At 41.4% G+C, this 19,676-nt stretch carries 9 protein-coding genes; all 9 read left to right on the forward strand.

Annotated features, from left to right (window positions below; translation table 11 throughout):
• Positions 1 to 411: 411 nt before the first annotated feature.
• The 9 genes from BV902_RS08905 to BV902_RS08945 all read left to right on the forward strand — a co-directional run bounded on the left by BV902_RS08905 (position 412) and on the right by BV902_RS08945 (position 19,664).
• On the forward strand, positions 412 to 3,396 hold the full coding sequence (locus BV902_RS08905; protein ID WP_075991635.1) for a SusC/RagA family TonB-linked outer membrane protein: 2,985 nt from the start codon (positions 412 to 414) through the stop codon (positions 3,394 to 3,396).
• Positions 3,397 to 3,571: 175 nt separating this feature from the next.
• Complete coding sequence (locus tag BV902_RS08910) at positions 3,572 to 5,152, forward strand: RagB/SusD family nutrient uptake outer membrane protein (RefSeq protein WP_237242035.1); 1,581 nt, start codon at positions 3,572 to 3,574, stop codon at positions 5,150 to 5,152.
• Between the two features lie 422 nt (positions 5,153 to 5,574).
• On the forward strand, positions 5,575 to 6,102 hold the full coding sequence (locus BV902_RS08915) for an RNA polymerase sigma factor (protein ID WP_075991636.1): 528 nt from the start codon (positions 5,575 to 5,577) through the stop codon (positions 6,100 to 6,102).
• A 66-nt stretch (positions 6,103 to 6,168) separates the two neighbouring features.
• Positions 6,169 to 7,206, forward strand: coding sequence for a FecR family protein (locus BV902_RS08920; protein ID WP_075991637.1), 1,038 nt, complete (start codon positions 6,169 to 6,171; stop codon positions 7,204 to 7,206).
• 4 nt (positions 7,207 to 7,210) lie between these two features.
• The gene (locus tag BV902_RS08925) at positions 7,211 to 10,309 is read left to right on the forward strand and encodes a SusC/RagA family TonB-linked outer membrane protein (RefSeq protein ID WP_075991638.1); all 3,099 of its coding nucleotides are present in this window, start codon (positions 7,211 to 7,213) and stop codon (positions 10,307 to 10,309) included.
• A 26-nt stretch (positions 10,310 to 10,335) separates the two neighbouring features.
• A complete protein-coding gene (locus tag BV902_RS08930; protein WP_216640451.1) occupies positions 10,336 to 11,904 on the forward strand; it encodes a RagB/SusD family nutrient uptake outer membrane protein in 1,569 nt (522 codons plus the stop codon).
• 72 nt (positions 11,905 to 11,976) lie between these two features.
• Positions 11,977 to 13,461, forward strand: a complete 1,485-nt coding sequence (locus BV902_RS08935; RefSeq protein WP_075991639.1) for an aryl-sulfate sulfotransferase — start codon at positions 11,977 to 11,979, stop codon at positions 13,459 to 13,461.
• Positions 13,462 to 13,623: 162 nt separating this feature from the next.
• Positions 13,624 to 16,629, forward strand: a complete 3,006-nt coding sequence (locus BV902_RS08940) for a glycoside hydrolase domain-containing protein (protein WP_075991640.1) — start codon at positions 13,624 to 13,626, stop codon at positions 16,627 to 16,629.
• Between the two features lie 194 nt (positions 16,630 to 16,823).
• On the forward strand, positions 16,824 to 19,664 hold the full coding sequence (locus tag BV902_RS08945; RefSeq protein WP_172840660.1) for a DUF5107 domain-containing protein: 2,841 nt from the start codon (positions 16,824 to 16,826) through the stop codon (positions 19,662 to 19,664).
• The last annotated feature ends 12 nt before the right edge of the window (positions 19,665 to 19,676 follow it).

Raw genomic sequence — 19,676 nt, forward strand, 5'->3', positions numbered from 1 at the left:
TAGTCAATTAAAAGATAAAAAAGAGTTTTACTGATACGCTTTGATATAAAATTGAGACGCTCTGATTGGACTAGCTACAAGGATTTACGCATTTTTATAAAACAATAATAACCAAATATAAACGTATGTTTCGCCCTAGAATTATGACAGGTAAGTCCTGTATCCTTGTTTTTCAGTTTGTTAGGTTTTTGTTTTTACATGTGAGACATGATGTTCACGATGCTTTGGTTTTGAATTTTGGCTTTAAAGTCCTTGATACCGAGCGCTACGTCTTTGCCATTATTGGGGAAGGCTATACGCATTTCAAAAGGGCTTTGGAGCAAAAAAAAATACCATTAAAATCACTTAGTATCATTTGTGTATCCTAGATGCATGATATAAAAATCAATTAAACCACCAATCAAAAAGCGTATGAAAAATAAACTACTTGCACAATGCGTAATGACGCTTACATTTTTGCTTGTATCTTTTATTGTAGTTGCCCAGACGAAAGTCTTGAAGGGAAAGGTTGTAGATGAGACTCAAGGTCCATTGGCAGGAGCTACAATTAAGGTAAAAGGGGGAACCGCGGCTACAACAACAGACACGGAAGGTTCCTTTACATTTACTGTTCCCAGTGAAGCGAAAACGCTGGAAGTATCCTTTATTGGATACACTTTAAAAGAAGTACCCATTGTGGGAAACGATATCACCGTAGCGCTGGCACCTAGTGCCGGTCAGGGTCTAGATGAGGTCGTTGTGATCGGTTATGGTACCGCCCGTAAAAAAGATCTCACGGGGTCTATGGTCACTATTGGAGCGAAAAACTTCAATAAGGGGATCATGACGAGTCCCGATCAATTAATACAAGGAAAGACACCAGGGGTTATGGTGATTAATAATACGGGGCAACCTGGCGGATCAACCACAGTACGTATCCGTGGAAACTCATCGATCCGTGCCAGTAACAACCCATTATTTGTGCTGGATGGTGTGCCTATGTCGGGTAATTCGCCTCTGCCTGAAGGAAGAGGAGGCTTTTCTTCCGACAGAGGAAATCCTTTGACTTACTTGAATCCGGGTGACATTGCTAGTATGGACATCCTTAAAGATGCATCGGCTACGGCAATTTATGGTTCACGTGGGGCAAATGGCGTTGTCATTATTTCGACGAAAAGAGGTAAAGTAGGGCAGCCCGAGGTTTCTGTAGGAGCCTCTGCAGGTGTTTCGACCATGCGGGAATATCCGGATGTGTTAGATGCTGCTCGATTTAGAGAAGCGTTGAAATATTATACACCATCTGAAGTCGCAAATGCTGATTTTGGTGGCAATGAGGATGCCTTTAAAGCGATCACAAGAAAAGCGATCACGCAAAATTACTATGCTGATGTAGCTGGCGGAACCGAGTATGGTAAGTATCGCCTTTCAGGTGGATATTTAAACCAAAACGGTATTATTCGTGGATCACAGCTGAAGAAATACACAGCCAATTTTAACGGGAATTTCCGTTTTCTGGAAAACAAACGATTGGGATTGGATTTTGCAGTCTTTTTGACGCAAATGGATAATAAATACGCACCGATCAATGCGATGGTAGGTTCGGAAGGAAATGTGATTTCCCAAGCCTTACAATGGAATCCGACACGACCATTACGGGACGATCAAGGCAATTTAACCTTTGTCAGTTCAACTACGCGAAACCCATTGACAAGTATTGATGCCTTTAAAGATTTAGCGACAACAAATACCATGGTAATCAACTTGGCGCCATACTATAAAATTACAGACGATTTGGAATATCGCTTTATCTATAGTGCAATGCGACAAACTGGAAACCGTGAAGGGATGTACCGCGCAGGACTTATTGATCCTTCAGCTGTGAACAATGAGCAGGCCTTTATTTCCAATAACGGAGAAACCAACTTGCAAATGACGCATATGCTCTCTTACAATAAACAAATCAATTCAGATTGGAGTGTCAATGCGGTAGCAGGTTACGAGTATTTGGATTATAACTACAACAACAACATTTCCTTTGGCGGTGGATTTCGTTATATGGGACTAGATTATTTTGACTATCTACAATATACACCTGTTTCCACGCGTGAAATATCGTCGTATAGAAGTCCAACCAACCAGTTGCAATCACTTTTCTTGCGTGGCGGATTCAATTACTTGGATCGCTACTTATTGACTGCAACAGTAAGAAGGGATGGCTCGACGAAATTTGGTTCAAACAACAAATACGCCATGTTCCCTTCATTGGCCGTAGCCTGGAATGTGAATCAGGAAGAGTTTTTGAAATCTACCGGTATTTTTGATCAGTTGAAAGTAAGGGTAGGCTGGGGAAAAACAGGTAACCAAGAATTCCCATCTGGGGCATCGTTAAATAGATTGGTTTTTGGTAACCAAAGTGTAAGCCAGGCAAACTATGGTAATCCTGATTTGAAATGGGAGACTTCGACCACGATCAATGCAGGTATTGATTTTGGAATTTGGGGTAACCGTCTGTATGGATCCATTGATTATTTTAATAAGAAGACCACAGATGCACTATTTGAGCAAACTCTTGCACAGCCAGCTCCAGCAGGGCGTATCTGGGTAAATTTGGATGGCGAGATTGTCAATAAAGGGGTAGAGGTCGCGTTGACCGGTACAATTATTAAAAATGACAATTGGACTTGGGATTTGACAGGTAATGCAACTTTCCTGAAAAACAGTGTAAGCGGTCTAGTGGGCTATTACGAAACAGGGGCATTGCGTGGACAAGGTTTTTCAGGTGTATTGGGACAACGTATGGTAAATGGGCAACCATTGAATGTTTGGTACCTGGCCGATTACCAAGGTATTGATCCGCAGACAGGCATGAGCATGTATCGCGGACAGGATGGTAGTATCAGTACGGCCAACGACCCTGCAATTAATAAATTCTATATGCACAGTCCAAATCCGACGACTTTATTGGGTATTTCTACCAACGTAAATTACAAACAGTTTTCTTTGGCTGCCAATATGAATGGTGCTTTTGGACATTATCTATTCAATAATACGGCCGCGACGACTTTGGGATTGAGTAATCTATCATCACGTAATATCGGTTCAGCATTCTTTAATACAGCTGTAAAAGAGTCTACTTCCAATTCGGCTGCGCCTTCGACGCGATTCCTTGAAAAAGGTGATTATCTAAAAATGGCCAATCTTACTTTAAGCTATCGTGTTGGAAATGTAGGTAGAACACTTAAGAATTTAAATGTATCCCTTACTGGACAGAATCTTTTCATCATCACGAAGTATACAGGATTTGATCCTGAGGTGAATACAGATGGTGCAACAAATGGTATTCCTTCGTTGGGTATCGAATATTTACCCTATCCACCGGCAAGAAATATCCTATTGGGGGTTAACTTCTCACTTTAAGCGTATACTGTAGATCATTAGATAATAAAAAGAGGAGAGCATCACGATGGATTTAAACGTATTAGTGAATGAATAAAAATGAATAAATCTGATCGCCTCATTACGAATGAAACACCAAAGGCAGTATGAATGCCTTACAGTCAAAATGGATGAATAAATAATCAAATTTAGACGGATGAAAAAGATGAAATTAAGAACTTTATTATATATCGGAATAATTGGCTCCATTGTAACAAGTACATTTTCTTGTACGAAACTAAAGGAGGAATTTAAAGGAGAATTAGAGGAAGGGACATCCAATGTGGATCCTGGAAGCTTGTTGATCACAGCTTACAATTCATTGAATACCCCTTATCAGCAGGAACAGCGCTGGGTGATGCAGGAAATATCAACGGACGCAGCCATGGCCCCTACACGGGGTGGCGACTGGGATGATAATGGTATGCATCGTGCGATCCATTTACATACCTGGAATGCAGATAATGGCTACATGAATAATACTTTTGTCAGTTTGGGTACAGCCATCTATAATGCGGGCAATGTGTTGCGGTATAATCCGAGTGCGCAGCAAGGCGCTGAAGCGAAGTTTATTCGTGCGTTGGTCATGTTTGATATGTTGGATCTCTATGGCGTAGTACCCGTTCGGGAAGGAGCCTCTTTTGAAGATTTTAGAATCGCACCAGAGGTGTTGCAGCCACAGGCGGCTATTGACTATATGGTGAAGGATCTCAACGAAATTATAGCGAGTTTGCCTGCAAACGGGCCGAGAGCGGCATATGTAGCCAATAAAAATGCGGCGAAAGCATTATTGATGAAGATTTATTTGAATAAGGGAACATTTTTAAATAGACAAGCTCCTTCTTTTGCTGCCGAGGATATGAATAAGGTAGTGACCTTAGCCAAAGAAATTACCGCTTCGGGATCCTATACGATTTCTGCGAAGGGCAAATACTTTGATAATTTTGCGCCGGATAACGACGAGAAGTCTACTGAAAATATTTTCACTTTATACAATAAAAATGGAGATAGAGGTGGAAATGTGGACCGTACCTGGAATACCGTTGCTCACTATAATATGAATCCAGGGGGTTGGAATGGCTGGTGTACCTTATCAGACTATTACGATAAATTTTCGGATACTGATGAGAGAAGGGGAATTTATTATAATTATCCAGCTGATACGACTTCTAACAGAACAAAAGAATTCAAACGTCAAAATGTTGGTTTTTTTGCTGGACAGCAATACAATTGGAGTACAAACAAACCTTTAATGGCGCGGAACCCAGCGAATGCGCCTTTGGTCTTTACGCGTGAAGTGACCATCCGTACCTCGGGTGCAACCCTGGAAACAGCTGGTATCCGTCCAATGAAGTATGCTTTTGATTATGCCGTCACTGGTCAACGAAACAACGACTGGGTTGTATTTCGTTATGCCGACGTATTGCTGATGCAAGCAGAGGCTATTCTGAGAGGTGGAACAGGAACAGCAACAGAGGCACTCGGTTTGGTCAATACTATTCGGACGAACCGTGGTGTTAATAACTTGACGGCATTGACGCTCGATAATTTATTGGATGAGCGTGCTCGCGAGTTATATTGGGAAGGCTGGAGAAGACAGGATTTGATTCGTTTTGGTAAATTTTTATTGGCCTGGCAAGAAAAGGCTGCGGATGCCGATCCCAAAACATTGGTTTATCCAATCCCGAGCCAACAGATTGCCGTCAATCCAAATTTGAAGCAAAATACGGGTTATTAATTTGCTGTATAAGGATCAGTAAAACAAGCAACTTCAAGAAGTTCGTTTTATTTTGAAAGGTATTTAGCTGATAGGAACTTACTCTTATCAGCTAAATACCTTCTTTTTTTGAAACAATTCGTTTCTTACAATTCGTTTCTTTTGACCGGAAAGAACCCGTAGTTTACTTTCACGACGGTTGGTTCTTGTGAGACCAAAAAGCTTTTAGGAAAGAAGGTGCTTAAAATAGAGATAGAAGCAATTGCTCTATTGAAAATATTGTCTTGTTTTTTTGATAAAAAATAATCACTTTAGAGGTGGATAACTAGCCAAAAAGCATGGGTCATTTTGATGGATCAAATTGAAATTCTGTCAGATACCAATTTCGATGTTCTTTGTGAAAAGGATAACAGCATTGAAACAAGACTATCTAAATGTAGATTATGATTAATAAAATCCTACAGCGGGCACCTACTAACGAAAAAGAGTTTTTTTTAGCTTATCGTTATTGGTACAGGAAATTATACTATTTTCTGTATCAGAAGACCCAATGTTCGAATCTTGCTGAAGATGTCGTCCAACAGACTTTTTTAATTGTTTGGGAACGCAAAAATAATGCGAATCAGCAAATCCAATTCAGTACCCAGCTCTTCCAAATTGCGCGCACAAAATTGATTGATGAATTGCGCCGGCGTGCATTGAATAGAAAATATGTAGCGTTTGAGAAACCATTTGTACTGACCCAATATGAAGATCTTGAACGACAAATTGCCTATAAAGGAGAGTTAGAATACGTAAAAGAGCTGATTACACAAATGCCTTTTATGCGGCAACAGGTGTTTTATCTTCATAAAATTGAAGAATTGAGTTATAAAGAAATTGCCGTCAAATTGTCCATCTCCCCGAAGACTGTAGAAAACCACGTTAGCATTGGCCTGAAATTTATTAAAAAATTTTTTAAGTTGTCTTAGGGGACAAGCCCATCACTATGCGTATAACAGTTATATACCTATCCCGCTAAAAGGATAGAAACTGTTATGAATCGCAAATCCTTATTAAATAAATTCCTGGCGAATGAATGTTCTGCTGAGGAAGCGAAACTTGTGTTCACCTGGCTGAATGACGATCCGACATTATTGGACGATCTCATTTCGGAAGATGATTGGGTATCCTATATCAATCAGGAAAATAAGTCAAAACGTGGTGGCGATAGCCTGTTGAGAATTATTACTGTATTTGTTCTGTTTGGTTTCCTGTTCGTTTTATCCAATCTTTTGAGCACATCAACCGATAAACCTATACAAACAGCAAGCTTCATTCATGAAATTTACTACAACCCTTCTGCTCAGCCTAAAGAAATTATTGCAGCAGACAATTCAATTTTAACCTTGGAACCCGGTGCACTGATTCAGCTAGGTATAAAACCGGATCTTGATTTTCGGCGGGTTAAACTATTCAGTGGAAGAGTCAATTTTAAAGTAGCAAAGGATCCTTCAAAACCTTTCATCGTCGAAAGCGGCACGTTGATGACCACAGCGCTGGGAACAGAATTCATTGTGGATTATAATGCGGCAGTTGAACATGTTTTGATCCGATTATTTGAGGGGAAAGTTCGCGTTGAATCTATAGAACCGTCCGTAGTAGAGACAAACATTTTGAAACCTGGCCAACAGATTTATTTTGGCGGGGCGAACAAGATGCTTGTTTCAAATTTCAGAGGTACGCCAAAAATGAGCGCGAGGGAAAGTCTACCAGCCCAGCTTATGCTTTCCGCGACGGAAAAACAATACCGCAATCCGGCAACAATTCACCAGAGCGCCAATTGGCTCCAATTGGAAGAAACCGCTGTATCTGATATTATTCAATATATCAATCATGAGCTTGATGTACCTATATCCTATGATTCATTAATCGTTAAAAACTATCGGATAAAGGGGCGGTTTAGCAAGAATCCAACAATGGATCTGAAAGACAAAACGGATCTTGCGGCGTCTATTCTGCAGTTGATTGTTGAGGTGAATCCGTTTATTCTTGAAAAACAACATAATACATATATACTCAAACCTAAAAAATAGAATCATGGTAAATTTCAACTTAACCAAGAAACCATTTTTTATTTTTCTTGTCTTGACACTGTTATCTTTTCGATGTCTAGCGGGAACAATAAATGGTGTAATCAAAAACTCGTCGGGGCAACGGCTGGCAGGGGTAAGTATAATTTTGAAAAATCCCGGCAGCAGTTTTTCAACAGCAGCCTCGAGTGCGAGTGATGGGAGTTTTCGTTTTGCTGATGTACCGAATGGAAAGGGGTATGAACTGACTTTTTCATACATCGGGTATCAAAGCTATGTAGAACGAAATGTGCAGGTTTCCGCTGATGGAGCCACCACTCTTTCCATTATTTTGGAGGATCAGGTGAATCAGCTAGAAGATGTTGTCGTGATCGGATACGGTAAACAAAAGAAAAGCGATCTGACAGGTGCCATTGCATCGCTTTCCAGCAACGAACTAACGAAAGGAGGAGCGGTGAGCAATGTAGGGCAGGCCCTACAGGGTAAAGCATCCGGTGTCGTTGTAACCCAGAATTCAAAGGCCCCGGGTGGTAGCACGTCTATTCGGATTCGCGGAACCAATTCGATTAGTGGAAGTAATGATCCACTCTATGTGATCGATGGATTTCCAACAAATAATGGAATCAACATCAATCCTGATGATATTGCTTCCATGGATATCTTAAAGGATGCTTCGGCAACGGCTATCTACGGTTCCAGAGGTGCCAATGGTGTTATTATCATTACCACAAAACGTGGACTTACGGATAAAAACAACATTACCTATAGTGGCTATGTGGGGACACAGAAGCCGATTATACCGTTCACCTTTCTCGACGGTAAGCAATATATGAATCTTGCCAATGCACTTTATAAGGAGATTCAGGGGCAAGAAAATCAGGAATATGCAGTCTACACCAAATCACAGCTCGAGTCTGATGTCAATACGGATTGGGTAAAGGAGACCATGCGGAACGGTATTTTGCAAAACCATAATTTACAGTTTTCCGGAGGTGGTGAGAAAACCAAAGTGTTGACGAGCATAGGTTATTTTGATCAAAAGGGTGTTTTGAAGACGACAGACTTTAATCGTATTTCGGGACGTATCAACGTGGATCAAAAGGTAAACGATTATATCCGCACTGGGGCGAGCCTATCCGCGCAACGGGAAAAATCGAATATGCAGGTGTATGACGGAAATATCCTGAATTCAAATGTTTTATACAGCATATTGACCTATGATCCGACGGTACCTGTTTACAATGCAGACGGTAGTTTTGGAAGACCTCCAGGAGGGCAGGGGGATAATCCCTTGGCCAACCTGATGTCACGGATCAATGATGTGCAAAGGGACAAGTTGAATGGAAATATTTTTCTTGAGGTAAATCCGATCAAGGAACTGACCTTGCGCATGGATGCAGGAACAGAAATAACACATGATCAATTGGGCAGTTATCTGACTCGAGACTCTTATCAGGGTGGGATAGATGATGGTGTGGCAAGTCAGGCCGATTATAATGAAACCCATAACCTGATTGATTTTTATGCTACCTATGCAAAGGTGTTTAATGAGAAACACAATTTGAGTGTGATGGGGGGCTATTCGTATGAGAAATACGTGCGCAACAATAAGGGGATCAATGTGAAAGGTTTTTCAACGGATCTGCTGGAATACAATAATTTAGGAATGGCCTCTAGTATTACGGGAGTAAATTCTGCTAAAGCAGAGAACTTGGTCATCTCTTTTTTCGGGCGGGTAAATTACGCCTATGCTGATAAGTACCTGTTGACTGCAACCTTACGTCGTGATGGATCATCGCGCTTTAGTCCCAACCATCGTTGGGGAACCTTTCCTTCAGCAGCTTTTGCATGGAAGGTCAACAATGAGGATTTCATGAAAGAGCAGCAGTTATTTTCGGATCTAAAATTTAGGTTGGGTTATGGACAGACGGGTAATGATCGCGTTGCGGATTATGCTTCTTATGGATTGATGGATAATGGGCACTATACGTTTGATGGTGTGACCAATTCGGGTGGCGTTAAACAAAACCCAACTTATCCTGAAAACGATAAATTAAAATGGGAATCCACGACGCAATATAACGTCGGACTTGATTTTTCATTTTTTAAGAATCGATTAGCCTTTACCGTAGATGCCTATTATAAGAAAACCAATGATCTTTTGATTAAGAGTATATTGCCTTATTACACCGGATATACCTCCGGACAGCGCAATCTAGGTACGATGAATAACAAAGGGTTGGAGTTTTCGGTAACCAGTAAGAATATGACAGGAGCGTTTACCTGGGAGACAAAATTGAATTTAACGATGAACCGCAATAAGGTGTCAAGCTTGGGTGGAGAGCCTGAACAATTGTTGACTTCGTCAAAACCAATGGGTAATGTTTCTGAAGAAGCTTATTCGGTTATTCGTGTCGGGGAATCGTTGGGCTCTTTATTTGGCTATAGATACCTGGGGGTTATTCAACAAGGAGAAAACTATGCGCCACAGCCAAATTCTAAACCTGGCGATCCGAAGTTCGCGGATGTGAACGGCGATGGTACAATCAATTCAGCGGACCGGACGATCATCGGTCGTGGTTATCCGAAGTTCAATTTTGGTATGACCAATACATTCGCGTATCAAAACTTTGATCTGACGGCCTTCATTTATGGGAATGTCGGAAACAATCTGCTCAATATGACACGTATGAATTTGGAGTGGAAACGTACCACAGAAGCTTTAAATAGATGGACTCCGACAAACACCAATACGGAGATTCCAAGAAACGGATTTTACTACATGAACTATGGTGGCTATATCAATGACCATTTTATTGAGAATGCTTCTTTTTTGCGGCTGCGTAATCTGACACTGGGTTATACCATTCCATTGAAAACAAAAGCGGTTCAATCGATACGGGTATATGGTATGGCGGAAAACTTATTTACGATTAGCAATTATTCTGGATGGGATCCTGAGGTGGATACCAAGGGATATGAAAATGATGCGCTGGTTAAAAATAGAGCTGGAAATAATCAGAGTGCCAATGCTGGGGTAGGTCTGGATTTTAATTCATATCCTTCGATGCGCTCGTTTACTTTTGGTGTAAGTGCAACATTTTAATAGCTAATATCTAAATCAGAAATGACATGAAGACGTTTAAAAATAATATAAAATATATCTTGGGAATGGCGGGTTTGGCCGCTGTTTTGGGACTCAGCTTGAATAGCTGTACCAAGCTTGACCCTAAATTATACAGTGATCTGACGACAAAAAATGCCTACTCAACAGAGAGTGATATCAATGCTGCCCTGACGGGTGTCTATACGAGTTTATCGCCTTATCCGGGGGATGCCTATTTATACTATGCGGGTTATTTGGTGATGATCACCGATTACGCAACGGATATAGGCTTTTCTACAGCGGCAGGTGATCCTACACGGATGAGTAACTTTACATATGATGATAATAACAGGTATTTTAAATTTAATTATCAGAATATGTACCAGGTGATCAGCAATGCCAATATGTTGATTGATCGTATTGAGAGTGTAACTATTCCCGACGATCGCAAGAAGAAAATTATCGCACAGGCCAGGTTCTTGCGGTCATTATCTTATATGGATCTTACAGATGCCTGGGGACCGGTACCACTGATAACGACAGTCAAGAATCCGACGGAAAGCTACAATGAACCCTTGGTTGCTGTAGAGAAAATTGATGCACAGATTGCTGAAGATTGTCAGTATGCAATCGATAATTTGCCGGAGAAATGGTCGGACGAACTGGGTATTGGCCGTGCTACAAAAGGCGCTGCGTTGACCTTAATGGGAAAGATGTATATGCGTTCGCACAATTATGAAAAAGCAAAAACGTATATCGATCAGGTTTTAGCGTTACGTGATAAAGGTGTATACACGCTGAATCCAGATTTTAAGAAGGAGTGGTCCGACAATAATAAAATGGATATGGGGCTGATATTTGGCATCTTGCATGAGCCTACATTAAATGGAGGCGAGATTACCAATCACTTTGGTCCGACTGACAACCCTGAAGTACCGGATAGATGGCAGTACTATGGTGTTTCCCTTGATTTTTGGCGAAAATATAGTGATCTCGATCCGCGTAAAAAGTTTTTCTATTATAATTACACCGGAAAGGCTGCACGGGACAAAAATACAAAGTATGGATTTTTTTACATGTTGCCTGCTAAAGGACAGACTACTCCGCCAAGTGATACCGTAAAATTCCTGCAAAATGTTGCGACGAAAAAGTATTCTTATGATATGGTCAATAACTCCTATCTGGATGGGCGCACGATTCAGGTTCTCCGTTTGGCGGATGTTATTTTATGCAAGGCTGAGATTGAAAATGCACTGAATGGACCCGCTGCAGCATTGCCTTATATCAATGAAGTCCGGAAGAGAGCTAGGGCACCTGAATATGGTAAGCATCCTGATTTCCCTAGTCCTGCAAGTAAGGAGGCAATGATTGATGCGCTTGTTGACGAACGTGGTTTTGAGCTTGTCTTTGAATACAAAAGACGTCAGGATCTGATCCGCCTGGGCCGCTATGAAAAAGTAAGCAATGCATATTTGAAAGGCCGCGGACTGAAAGAAAATGTCACTGAAGCCATGCGCTATTTCCCTTATCCATTGGAAGAAGCACGTTTGCATCAAGAAATGACGACGGCTAATCCATCGCGATTGCCTAAATAACCCAAACTAAAGCGCATTATAGTCGGTAATGCGCTTTGTTTGATAGACCAGTGGAATTGAAATTATTTACAGATGAAACCAATTAAAGCAATTATTGCACTGATTGTGGTGGCTATAGCAGTATTTGCTGCTTACTATTATTATGCACATCAGGTTGACATTGAAAATATTGAGGTGAGCTCACCCAATAATTTGCCGCTCAACGCTGCTATTCAGGTGAAACTAAATAAGGCAGAAGCCGTGTATGTGGAGTATTGGAAGGAGGGGGATAAACAGTCTTATAAAACAACTGTTTCAAATGCTGCTGTTCAGCATAACATTCCGTTAATGACGCTTGAACCAAATACAAGCTATAAATTTAGGGTTATCATAGACCGGATTATTCCCATAAAATCCAGCGAACAATCTTTTAAAACAAGAGCGCAATCGCCATGGATGGTGCACGACTGGATCAAGGCCGATCATCCACATGATGAAAAGGCCCTAGGTAATGGTATGGTATTATTATGTTATCGCGGATTTCCGGGCTACATGGCCATGGTGGACGGCAAGGGGACGATTCGTTGGTATTGGCAGGACGAAAAGCTGGGCGTGCGTCTTGCCTCTTTGACCCCAAGGGGTACTATCCTTGCCTTATTGGCTCCAGCGAGTAAAGATGAATTCAACAAACCCAATCAGCCAAGCAAGAAATCGACCAATGCAAGTTATTATTTAAGAAGTGGTCGTATCGGATTTGTCGGTGGGACTGTACTTGTTGAAATTGATCTTACGGGTAAAGAAATAGCACGTATCGATTTGGATAAAAAAGGGATCATCATGCACCATGATGTGCAGATGGATCACAATAATAATATTGTCGGTATCGTGCGGGATTTTAGGATCGACGATCGGCCCAACCATCCAAAAGATACCCTTTGGGGCGATGCTATTTTGACGATGGATATAAAAGGTAATATCTTGAAGAAATGGTCTCCCTGGGAAAAATGGGATATTCAGCAGGATAAAAAATTAGACAGCCTGAAGCATGACCGATTTCATTTTAATACCATTTCCTTCGATCGTGACAACAATTATTTGACTTCTTCACCAATTGAAAATCAGGTCTGGAAAATTGATGCTAAAACTGGTGATATTCTCTGGAAATTGGGAAAGGGTGGCGATTATAAATTAAAGGACCAGGAACTATTTTATTTCCAGCATGCACCGCATATCACAAAAACTGGTGAGCTGTTGCTTTTTGACAATGGTGATTTTTCTCCGCGTGACAGCACAACAGCCAATAAGCAATCACGGGCGATCGCTTTTAGGCTTGATCAAAAGAATAAAACGGCAACAGTAGCTTATGCGGCCCCAATTCCGAAAAAGCAGTTTACAGCAAGAATGGGCAGTGCCTATGAACTGGATAATGGTAATTTACTGCAGACTAGCTCGAAAACAGGTAGTGTACTGGTGACGGATAAATCGGGAAAAGTTCTTTGGGAATTAAACGCTTATTTTATTCCGTATCGCGCTATTTATGTGCCTGAGGAAACCTGGCATAAATACAGGCAAAACTAAGTTAAGATGTTAGGAATAAAACTTAATTTTAGTCCTCTTATTGACCAATAAAAGTAGCTGCACTACGGACTCATGTTGGGGAAGCAGTGCAGCTTGTAAATCGTATCAGGCTTATGGAAAAGCTTGGTAAAGACAAAAATATTTTGAATAAATACTATTCGCATGAAAAAAAGAACAGCCTCTTATAAGCTGGCAATTATCCTTGCCGTATCCTTATGCACAAACTCGGCCCGGGCGCAATTGACCTATCCTCCGGAAACACAAAAGTGGGATGCGGACCAGCTGGGTAATCATCGAGCAGTGCTGCAGGTAAACACGGATCAGAAGGAGGTGCAGGTTACTATTCCGTGGCGAAATCGCTGGGTTGAGGCAAATCAGCAAGTTATTATCGTCGACAGCGTCAGCAATAAGCAAATCGCACCCAGCTCTTATCTTTGGATGAATACGGAATCTGGTGGACTACGGTTTAAGCCGATTTCCGGGAAGGGCGTTTACTATGTCTATTATTTACCGTATCAGATGGGTGGCCGCAGCCGCAATTATCCGGATGCAATTTATCTTAAAAATGCCGTTTCAGCACCAGCGAAAGTAGCACAGCATGCGGCAGGGAACTCAAAAGGAGTTACTGTTGCACGCTTTGATGCCGTAGATAAATACAATAGTAACGATCCGATGGAACTGATCGCGAGTGCCGAAGAAGTGCGAGGCTTTGTGAACAGAAATGCGAATGCCGCTTATTATCTTTTTCCTGAATTGCGGGAGTTTCCGATTAAAATGGAAAGCAATCTTCCGCAACGCTGGCTTATGAAAGGTAAAGCCATGACTAAGTTGCAGGGCACAGGGCAGAAAGGTGAATTTTATGCATTTCAACTCGGGTTATGGTCTCCAAAGCAGGACCTCCATGAAATCCAAATTTCATTCTCGGATTTTAAAGCAAGTGATGGGGCTATTATTCCCGCGAATAGCCTGAATTGTATCAATACCCAAGGTACGGATTATACCGGAAAAGCAATGGCACTCCAGGTTGATATACCAAAAGATAAGGTTCAGGCCCTGTGGTGTGGTATACAGATTCCGGAGGTCACTGCAAGCGGAACTTACCATGGCGTGGTTACCGTAAAGCCAAAAAATGCGGTAGCGAAACAGGTCAATGTGGAAATAAGGGTTTCAGATGCTTCAGGTGATGTATCCGGTGTTGATCAACCTTGGAAAATGACGCGATTACCATGGCTCAATTCGACATTGGCTCAAAAAAATACAGTGGTCGCGCCTTATACAGCTATTGAATTAAAAGCAGATTCTACTTTGCATATTTTAGGCCGCGAGGTGACACTCCATGCGAGTGGTTTTCCAAAACAGATCAGTACGTTTTTTACGCCCGAATTGACTGAAATATCATCCAAGGCGAATAATCTCTTATTTGAACCGCTTCATTTTCATTTTTATAGTGCTTCAGACGGAAAGGAAATTCAACTTAAACCAAGCGGGATCCGATTTGAAACCAAAAGTGACGGTGAATATAGTTGGACGGCCAAAAATGAGTCTTCCGATCTGACAATGGAAGTAGAGGGTAAATTGGAATTTGATGGTTATATGCATTATGTGGTCAAGCTGACGGCGCTAAAGGACCTGTCATTAAAAGATGCCACGATGCATATCCCGATGATGCCCGATAAGACGGATTATTTTATGGGACTTGGGCAAAAGGGAGGAAAGAGGCCCGAACAGCTTACCTGGAAATGGGATGTAGCCCATAAAAATCAGGATGGTGGTTGGATAGGTGCTGTAGATGCCGGACTCCAGTTTTCACTCCGTGACGAGCATTATTCTCGGCCGCTCAATACGAATTTTTATCTTCAAAAGCCACTTGTGCTGCCACAGTCCTGGGGTAATGAAAATAAAGGGGGAATTGATATTGGCCTGAAAGGAAAATCGGTTTTGGTCAATAGTTACAGCGGAGCCCGTGAACTCAAAAAAGGCGATGTGCTTTATTTCAATTTTAACCTGCTAATTACCCCTTTTCACCCGATCAATACGGAAGCGCAATGGAATGAACGGTATTACCATGCCTATAAACCCGTTGATTCTGTTGTTGCAAGTGGATCTAATGTCATCAATATCCATCATGGAAATGAAATAAATCCATATATCAATTATCCGTTTATTGCGACAAAAGAAATGAAGCAATATATCGATCAGGCACATGATAAGGGGTTAAAGGTCAAGATCTACAATACCGTTCGTGAGGTTTCAAATCGGGTTTATGAGCTCTATCCATTGCGTAGCCTGGGCACTGAGGTGTTTTCACCTGGAAAAGGAGGCGGATATTCCTGGTTGCAGGAGCATGTGGGTAAAAATTATATCGCTGCATGGTATGTTCCCCAATTTAAAGACGCGGCTATTATCAATAGCGGAATGAATAGATGGCACAATTATTACGTGGAAGGCATGAATTGGCTGGTAGATCATATCGGTATCGATGGGATTTATTTGGATGATGTTGCCTTCGATCGGGTAACCATGAAAAGAATAAAACGTGTACTGACAAAAAATGGCAAACCTGGTCTGATCGATTTGCATTCGGCAAATCAATATAATAAAAGTGATGGATTCAATAATAGCGCGAATCTGTATCTGGAGCATTTTCCGTACATCAATAGATTATGGTTTGGTGAATACTTTGACTACGAGAATAACCAACCCGATTTTTTCCTTACCGAGGTGAGCGGCATTCCGTTTGGTTTAATGGGTGAAATGCTACAGGATGGTGGAAATCCTTGGCGGGGTATGCTCTATGGCATGACCAATAGGATGCCTTACCAAAAATTGACACCTGCTGATCTATGGAGAGCGTGGGATCAATTTGGCATCAAAGGGAGTAAAATGATAGGTTATTGGTCGCCAAATATTCCTGTTAAAACCGATCATGATAAAGTTCTTACAACTGTTTATAGCCGTGCGGGCAAGGCAATGGTAGCTATCGCTAGCTGGGCGGATGGTGATGTGGATGTAAAATTGGCCATTGACTGGGAAAAATTGGGGATTGATTCTGGAAATGCAAAATTATCCGCACCATTAATTCCTAATTTTCAAAAGGGAGCGCAGTATAAATTAGGCGATGCGATTCCGGTAGAAAAGAATAAAGGACTTTTGTTGATTATTGAATAGCAGTACGATATTGCTACAAGGTGCAATTTATCATAGGCTTTTTGTTGATGCAAAGATGCAAATAACCTATGATAGATTCATTTATGTTGAAATTCGGTGAAGTAAAGGCTTACATGACGGATTTAATCAGATCGGACAAATCAACGATTTGGGGAATGCCATTAAAATTGTGAAATTTTTAAATTAAAATGCCAATGAAAAAGTGGATTATGTTATGGGCAATGGGCAGCTGTGTGCTCGGAGTTTTTGCACAGCATCCGGCAAAGGTTTCTGAGCTTAAGAAACGTTATGTAACCTATCCCTTTACGGATCCGGATCCCATAGCTTCAGCTCAAAAGTTGTATCCTTATTTCCGCTTTGACGGTTTTACAAATACGGCTATTGAAAAGGACTGGAAAACCGTTATCCTGGAAAACGATTATATTCGGGTACAGGTGATGCCAGAGATCGGTGGGAAAATTTGGTCGGCCTATGATAAGGTCAATAAGCGGGACTATATTTACAACAATGGCGTTGTGAAATTTAGGGATATTGCCATGCGGGGACCATGGACGAGTGGTGGTATCGAAGCTAATTATGGTATTATTGGACACACGCCCAATACGTCTACACCGGTCGATTACCTTACGCAGGAAAATGCGGATGGAAGCGTAAGTTGCTTTATCCACGCTTATGATATGCTGAGCCGTAGTAACTGGACCTTGGAGATCCGATTAGAAAAAGACAAAGGTTATTTTTCTACACGCTCCTTTTGGTATAATGCCAATGCGGTTGAACAACCTTATTATACCTGGATGAATCTGGGTGTTGCTGCGGGACAAGATCTGAAGTTTTTGTATCCCGGAAATCAATATATCGGTCATGATGGGGATGCGCATGCCTGGCCTATCGATAGCCAGGGACGGGATCTTTCTAACTATAGCGACAATGCTTTTGGCAGTTCTAAATCATATCATGTATTGGGCGCGCATAGTAATGCTTTCGGGGTTTACTATACAGATCATAATTATGGAATGGCCCGTTATGCCCTCCGTGAAGATAAATTAGGGAAAAAGATATTTCTTTGGTCGCAGGCTGGAGATGGCAAGATCTGGGAAAATTTACTGACTGATCAGAGTGGGCAATATGTGGAAATCCAAAGTGGACGCCTGTTCAATCAAAATGTTCCTTCCAGCAGCCAGACCCCCTTTAAACAACTTGGATTTGCTCCTTATCAAAGTGACAGTTGGACGGAATACTGGATGCCATTTTCAGGGATAGGAAAACCGAAGGAGATACAACTGTCAGCAGCAATTCAGATAAAACGTGAGAACAATAAGCTATTATTGGATCTTGATCCAAAGCGACCTTTAAAAGATAGTATATATGTGCTTGATAGCATAGGTACTGTATTAAATCGAAGTTTTATTGAAGCCCAATTGGGCGAACCTACCAAATTATCCTTGATGGTAGCAACCGACTCAAGACCTCGCTATCTGAAATTGGGACAGGATTATTTTAATCTCAGAACGGATACATCTTGGTCAAAACTGAATAGACCTACTGTAATTTCAACGGAAGTAAGCTTAGATACGGGGCAGACCAAATTATTGGAGATACGTGATCTCATTCGCTTTAGGCAATATACGCTTGCGGAAGTAAAATTAAAGGAACTGATCCAGCATGGCGCTACTTCGCAGACCTACCTTGAAATGGCCAAACTGGCCTGGTTTAAAATGGAATATCAGCAATGTTATGCCTATGCCCGGCAAGCATTGTCTATGGATACTTATGAAGCACAGGCAAATTATTACTATGGTTTGGCAGCGATTAAGCTAAAAAAAGATAACGATGCTTTAGATGGTTTTGAAGTCGCTTCATTAAATCCAACTTGGCGAAGTGCTTCCTTTGTGCAAATGGCCAAATATTACTATCGGATTAAACAATATGAACGTGCAGGGGATTATATCGCAAAAGCTGTGGTTGCCAATCCGCTAAATATAGATGCCTTGCAGATGGACGTGTTGGTTCAGCACAAAAAAGGAGCTGTAACAGATCGTCTTTCCCGTCAGACAATTCTCCAATATGATCCGTTTAATGCCTTTCTCCAATTTGAGGAAAAGAAGACATTTTCATCCCGGCAAGAGTTTGCCGCTGAAAAGCTGATGGAACTGGCGATATGGTATGCTGATCTTGGAGAGTTTGAATCGGCCACCGATCTACTCCGCTCGGGACAGAAGAATACGGAAGCTTTAATTTGGCTAGCTTGGCTGACACGATCGAATAAGTCGATCAGTCAGGAATGGTTAAATCAGGCAACGCAAAGTAAGCCAGCTTTTGTCTTCCCATTTCGAGAAGAAAGTAACCAGGTATTCCAATGGGCAAAAGAGAACAGTAAAAGTTGGACGATCGATTATCTGACTGCACTATTGTATCGTTTCAGGAATCAACCTCAAAAAGCAAGAGAAATTTTGTCGGCAGTAGCACAGGAGCCAACAGATTTTGCCGCCTATTATGCGCTGAAATCAAGTTTGCAAGATACGAGCCGTATAGATCTGGCGGTACAGATGATGCAGCAGGCAACCTTGATGGAACCACAAGAATGGCGATATGGGCTACATTTGGTGGAGCTCCTAAACAATAGTCAGTCTTATAAAGAAGCGCTTAAGGTGAGTACAGCATATCATCGCAAATTTCCGAAGAATTATATACTAACCTTGGCACAGGTACGTACATTGTTATTGGGGAAAGAATACGTGCGTGCTGAGAAAGAATTGGAAGAGGTGACTATACTTCCATTTGAAGGCGCAACTGAAGGCCATCGGTATTATGTACAGACCAAATTAATGTTGGCCTACCAATTTATCCTTGAAAAGAAATATAAAGAGGCAAAGTTGAAAATTGCGGAATCGAGATTATGGCCTATGAATTTGGGCGTTGGGGAGCCTTATGCCGATGAAAAAAATGAAATATTGGCCGACTGGCTTGAACTGCATTTGCAGCAAGGGAATAATCAGGGAAATCCAGATCTTTTGAAAAAAAATTGCCCAGCGTAAACCTTCAAAAAA

It is taken from the genome of Sphingobacterium sp. B29, from assembly GCF_001952815.1.
GTDB lineage: Bacteria > Bacteroidota > Bacteroidia > Sphingobacteriales > Sphingobacteriaceae > Sphingobacterium > Sphingobacterium siyangense.

Coding starts and splice junctions, on each gene's coding strand:
- BV902_RS08935 (WP_075991639.1), top strand. CDS start 11,977: ATGAAACCAATTAAAGCAATTATTGCACTGATTGTGGTGGCTATAGCA.
- BV902_RS08910 (WP_237242035.1), top strand. CDS start 3,572: ATGAAAAAGATGAAATTAAGAACTTTATTATATATCGGAATAATTGGC.
- BV902_RS08945 (WP_172840660.1), top strand. CDS start 16,824: ATGAAAAAGTGGATTATGTTATGGGCAATGGGCAGCTGTGTGCTCGGA.
- BV902_RS08920 (WP_075991637.1), top strand. CDS start 6,169: ATGAATCGCAAATCCTTATTAAATAAATTCCTGGCGAATGAATGTTCT.
- BV902_RS08925 (WP_075991638.1), top strand. CDS start 7,211: ATGGTAAATTTCAACTTAACCAAGAAACCATTTTTTATTTTTCTTGTC.
- BV902_RS08905 (WP_075991635.1), top strand. CDS start 412: ATGAAAAATAAACTACTTGCACAATGCGTAATGACGCTTACATTTTTG.
- BV902_RS08915 (WP_075991636.1), top strand. CDS start 5,575: ATGATTAATAAAATCCTACAGCGGGCACCTACTAACGAAAAAGAGTTT.
- BV902_RS08930 (WP_216640451.1), top strand. CDS start 10,336: ATGAAGACGTTTAAAAATAATATAAAATATATCTTGGGAATGGCGGGT.
- BV902_RS08940 (WP_075991640.1), top strand. CDS start 13,624: ATGAAAAAAAGAACAGCCTCTTATAAGCTGGCAATTATCCTTGCCGTA.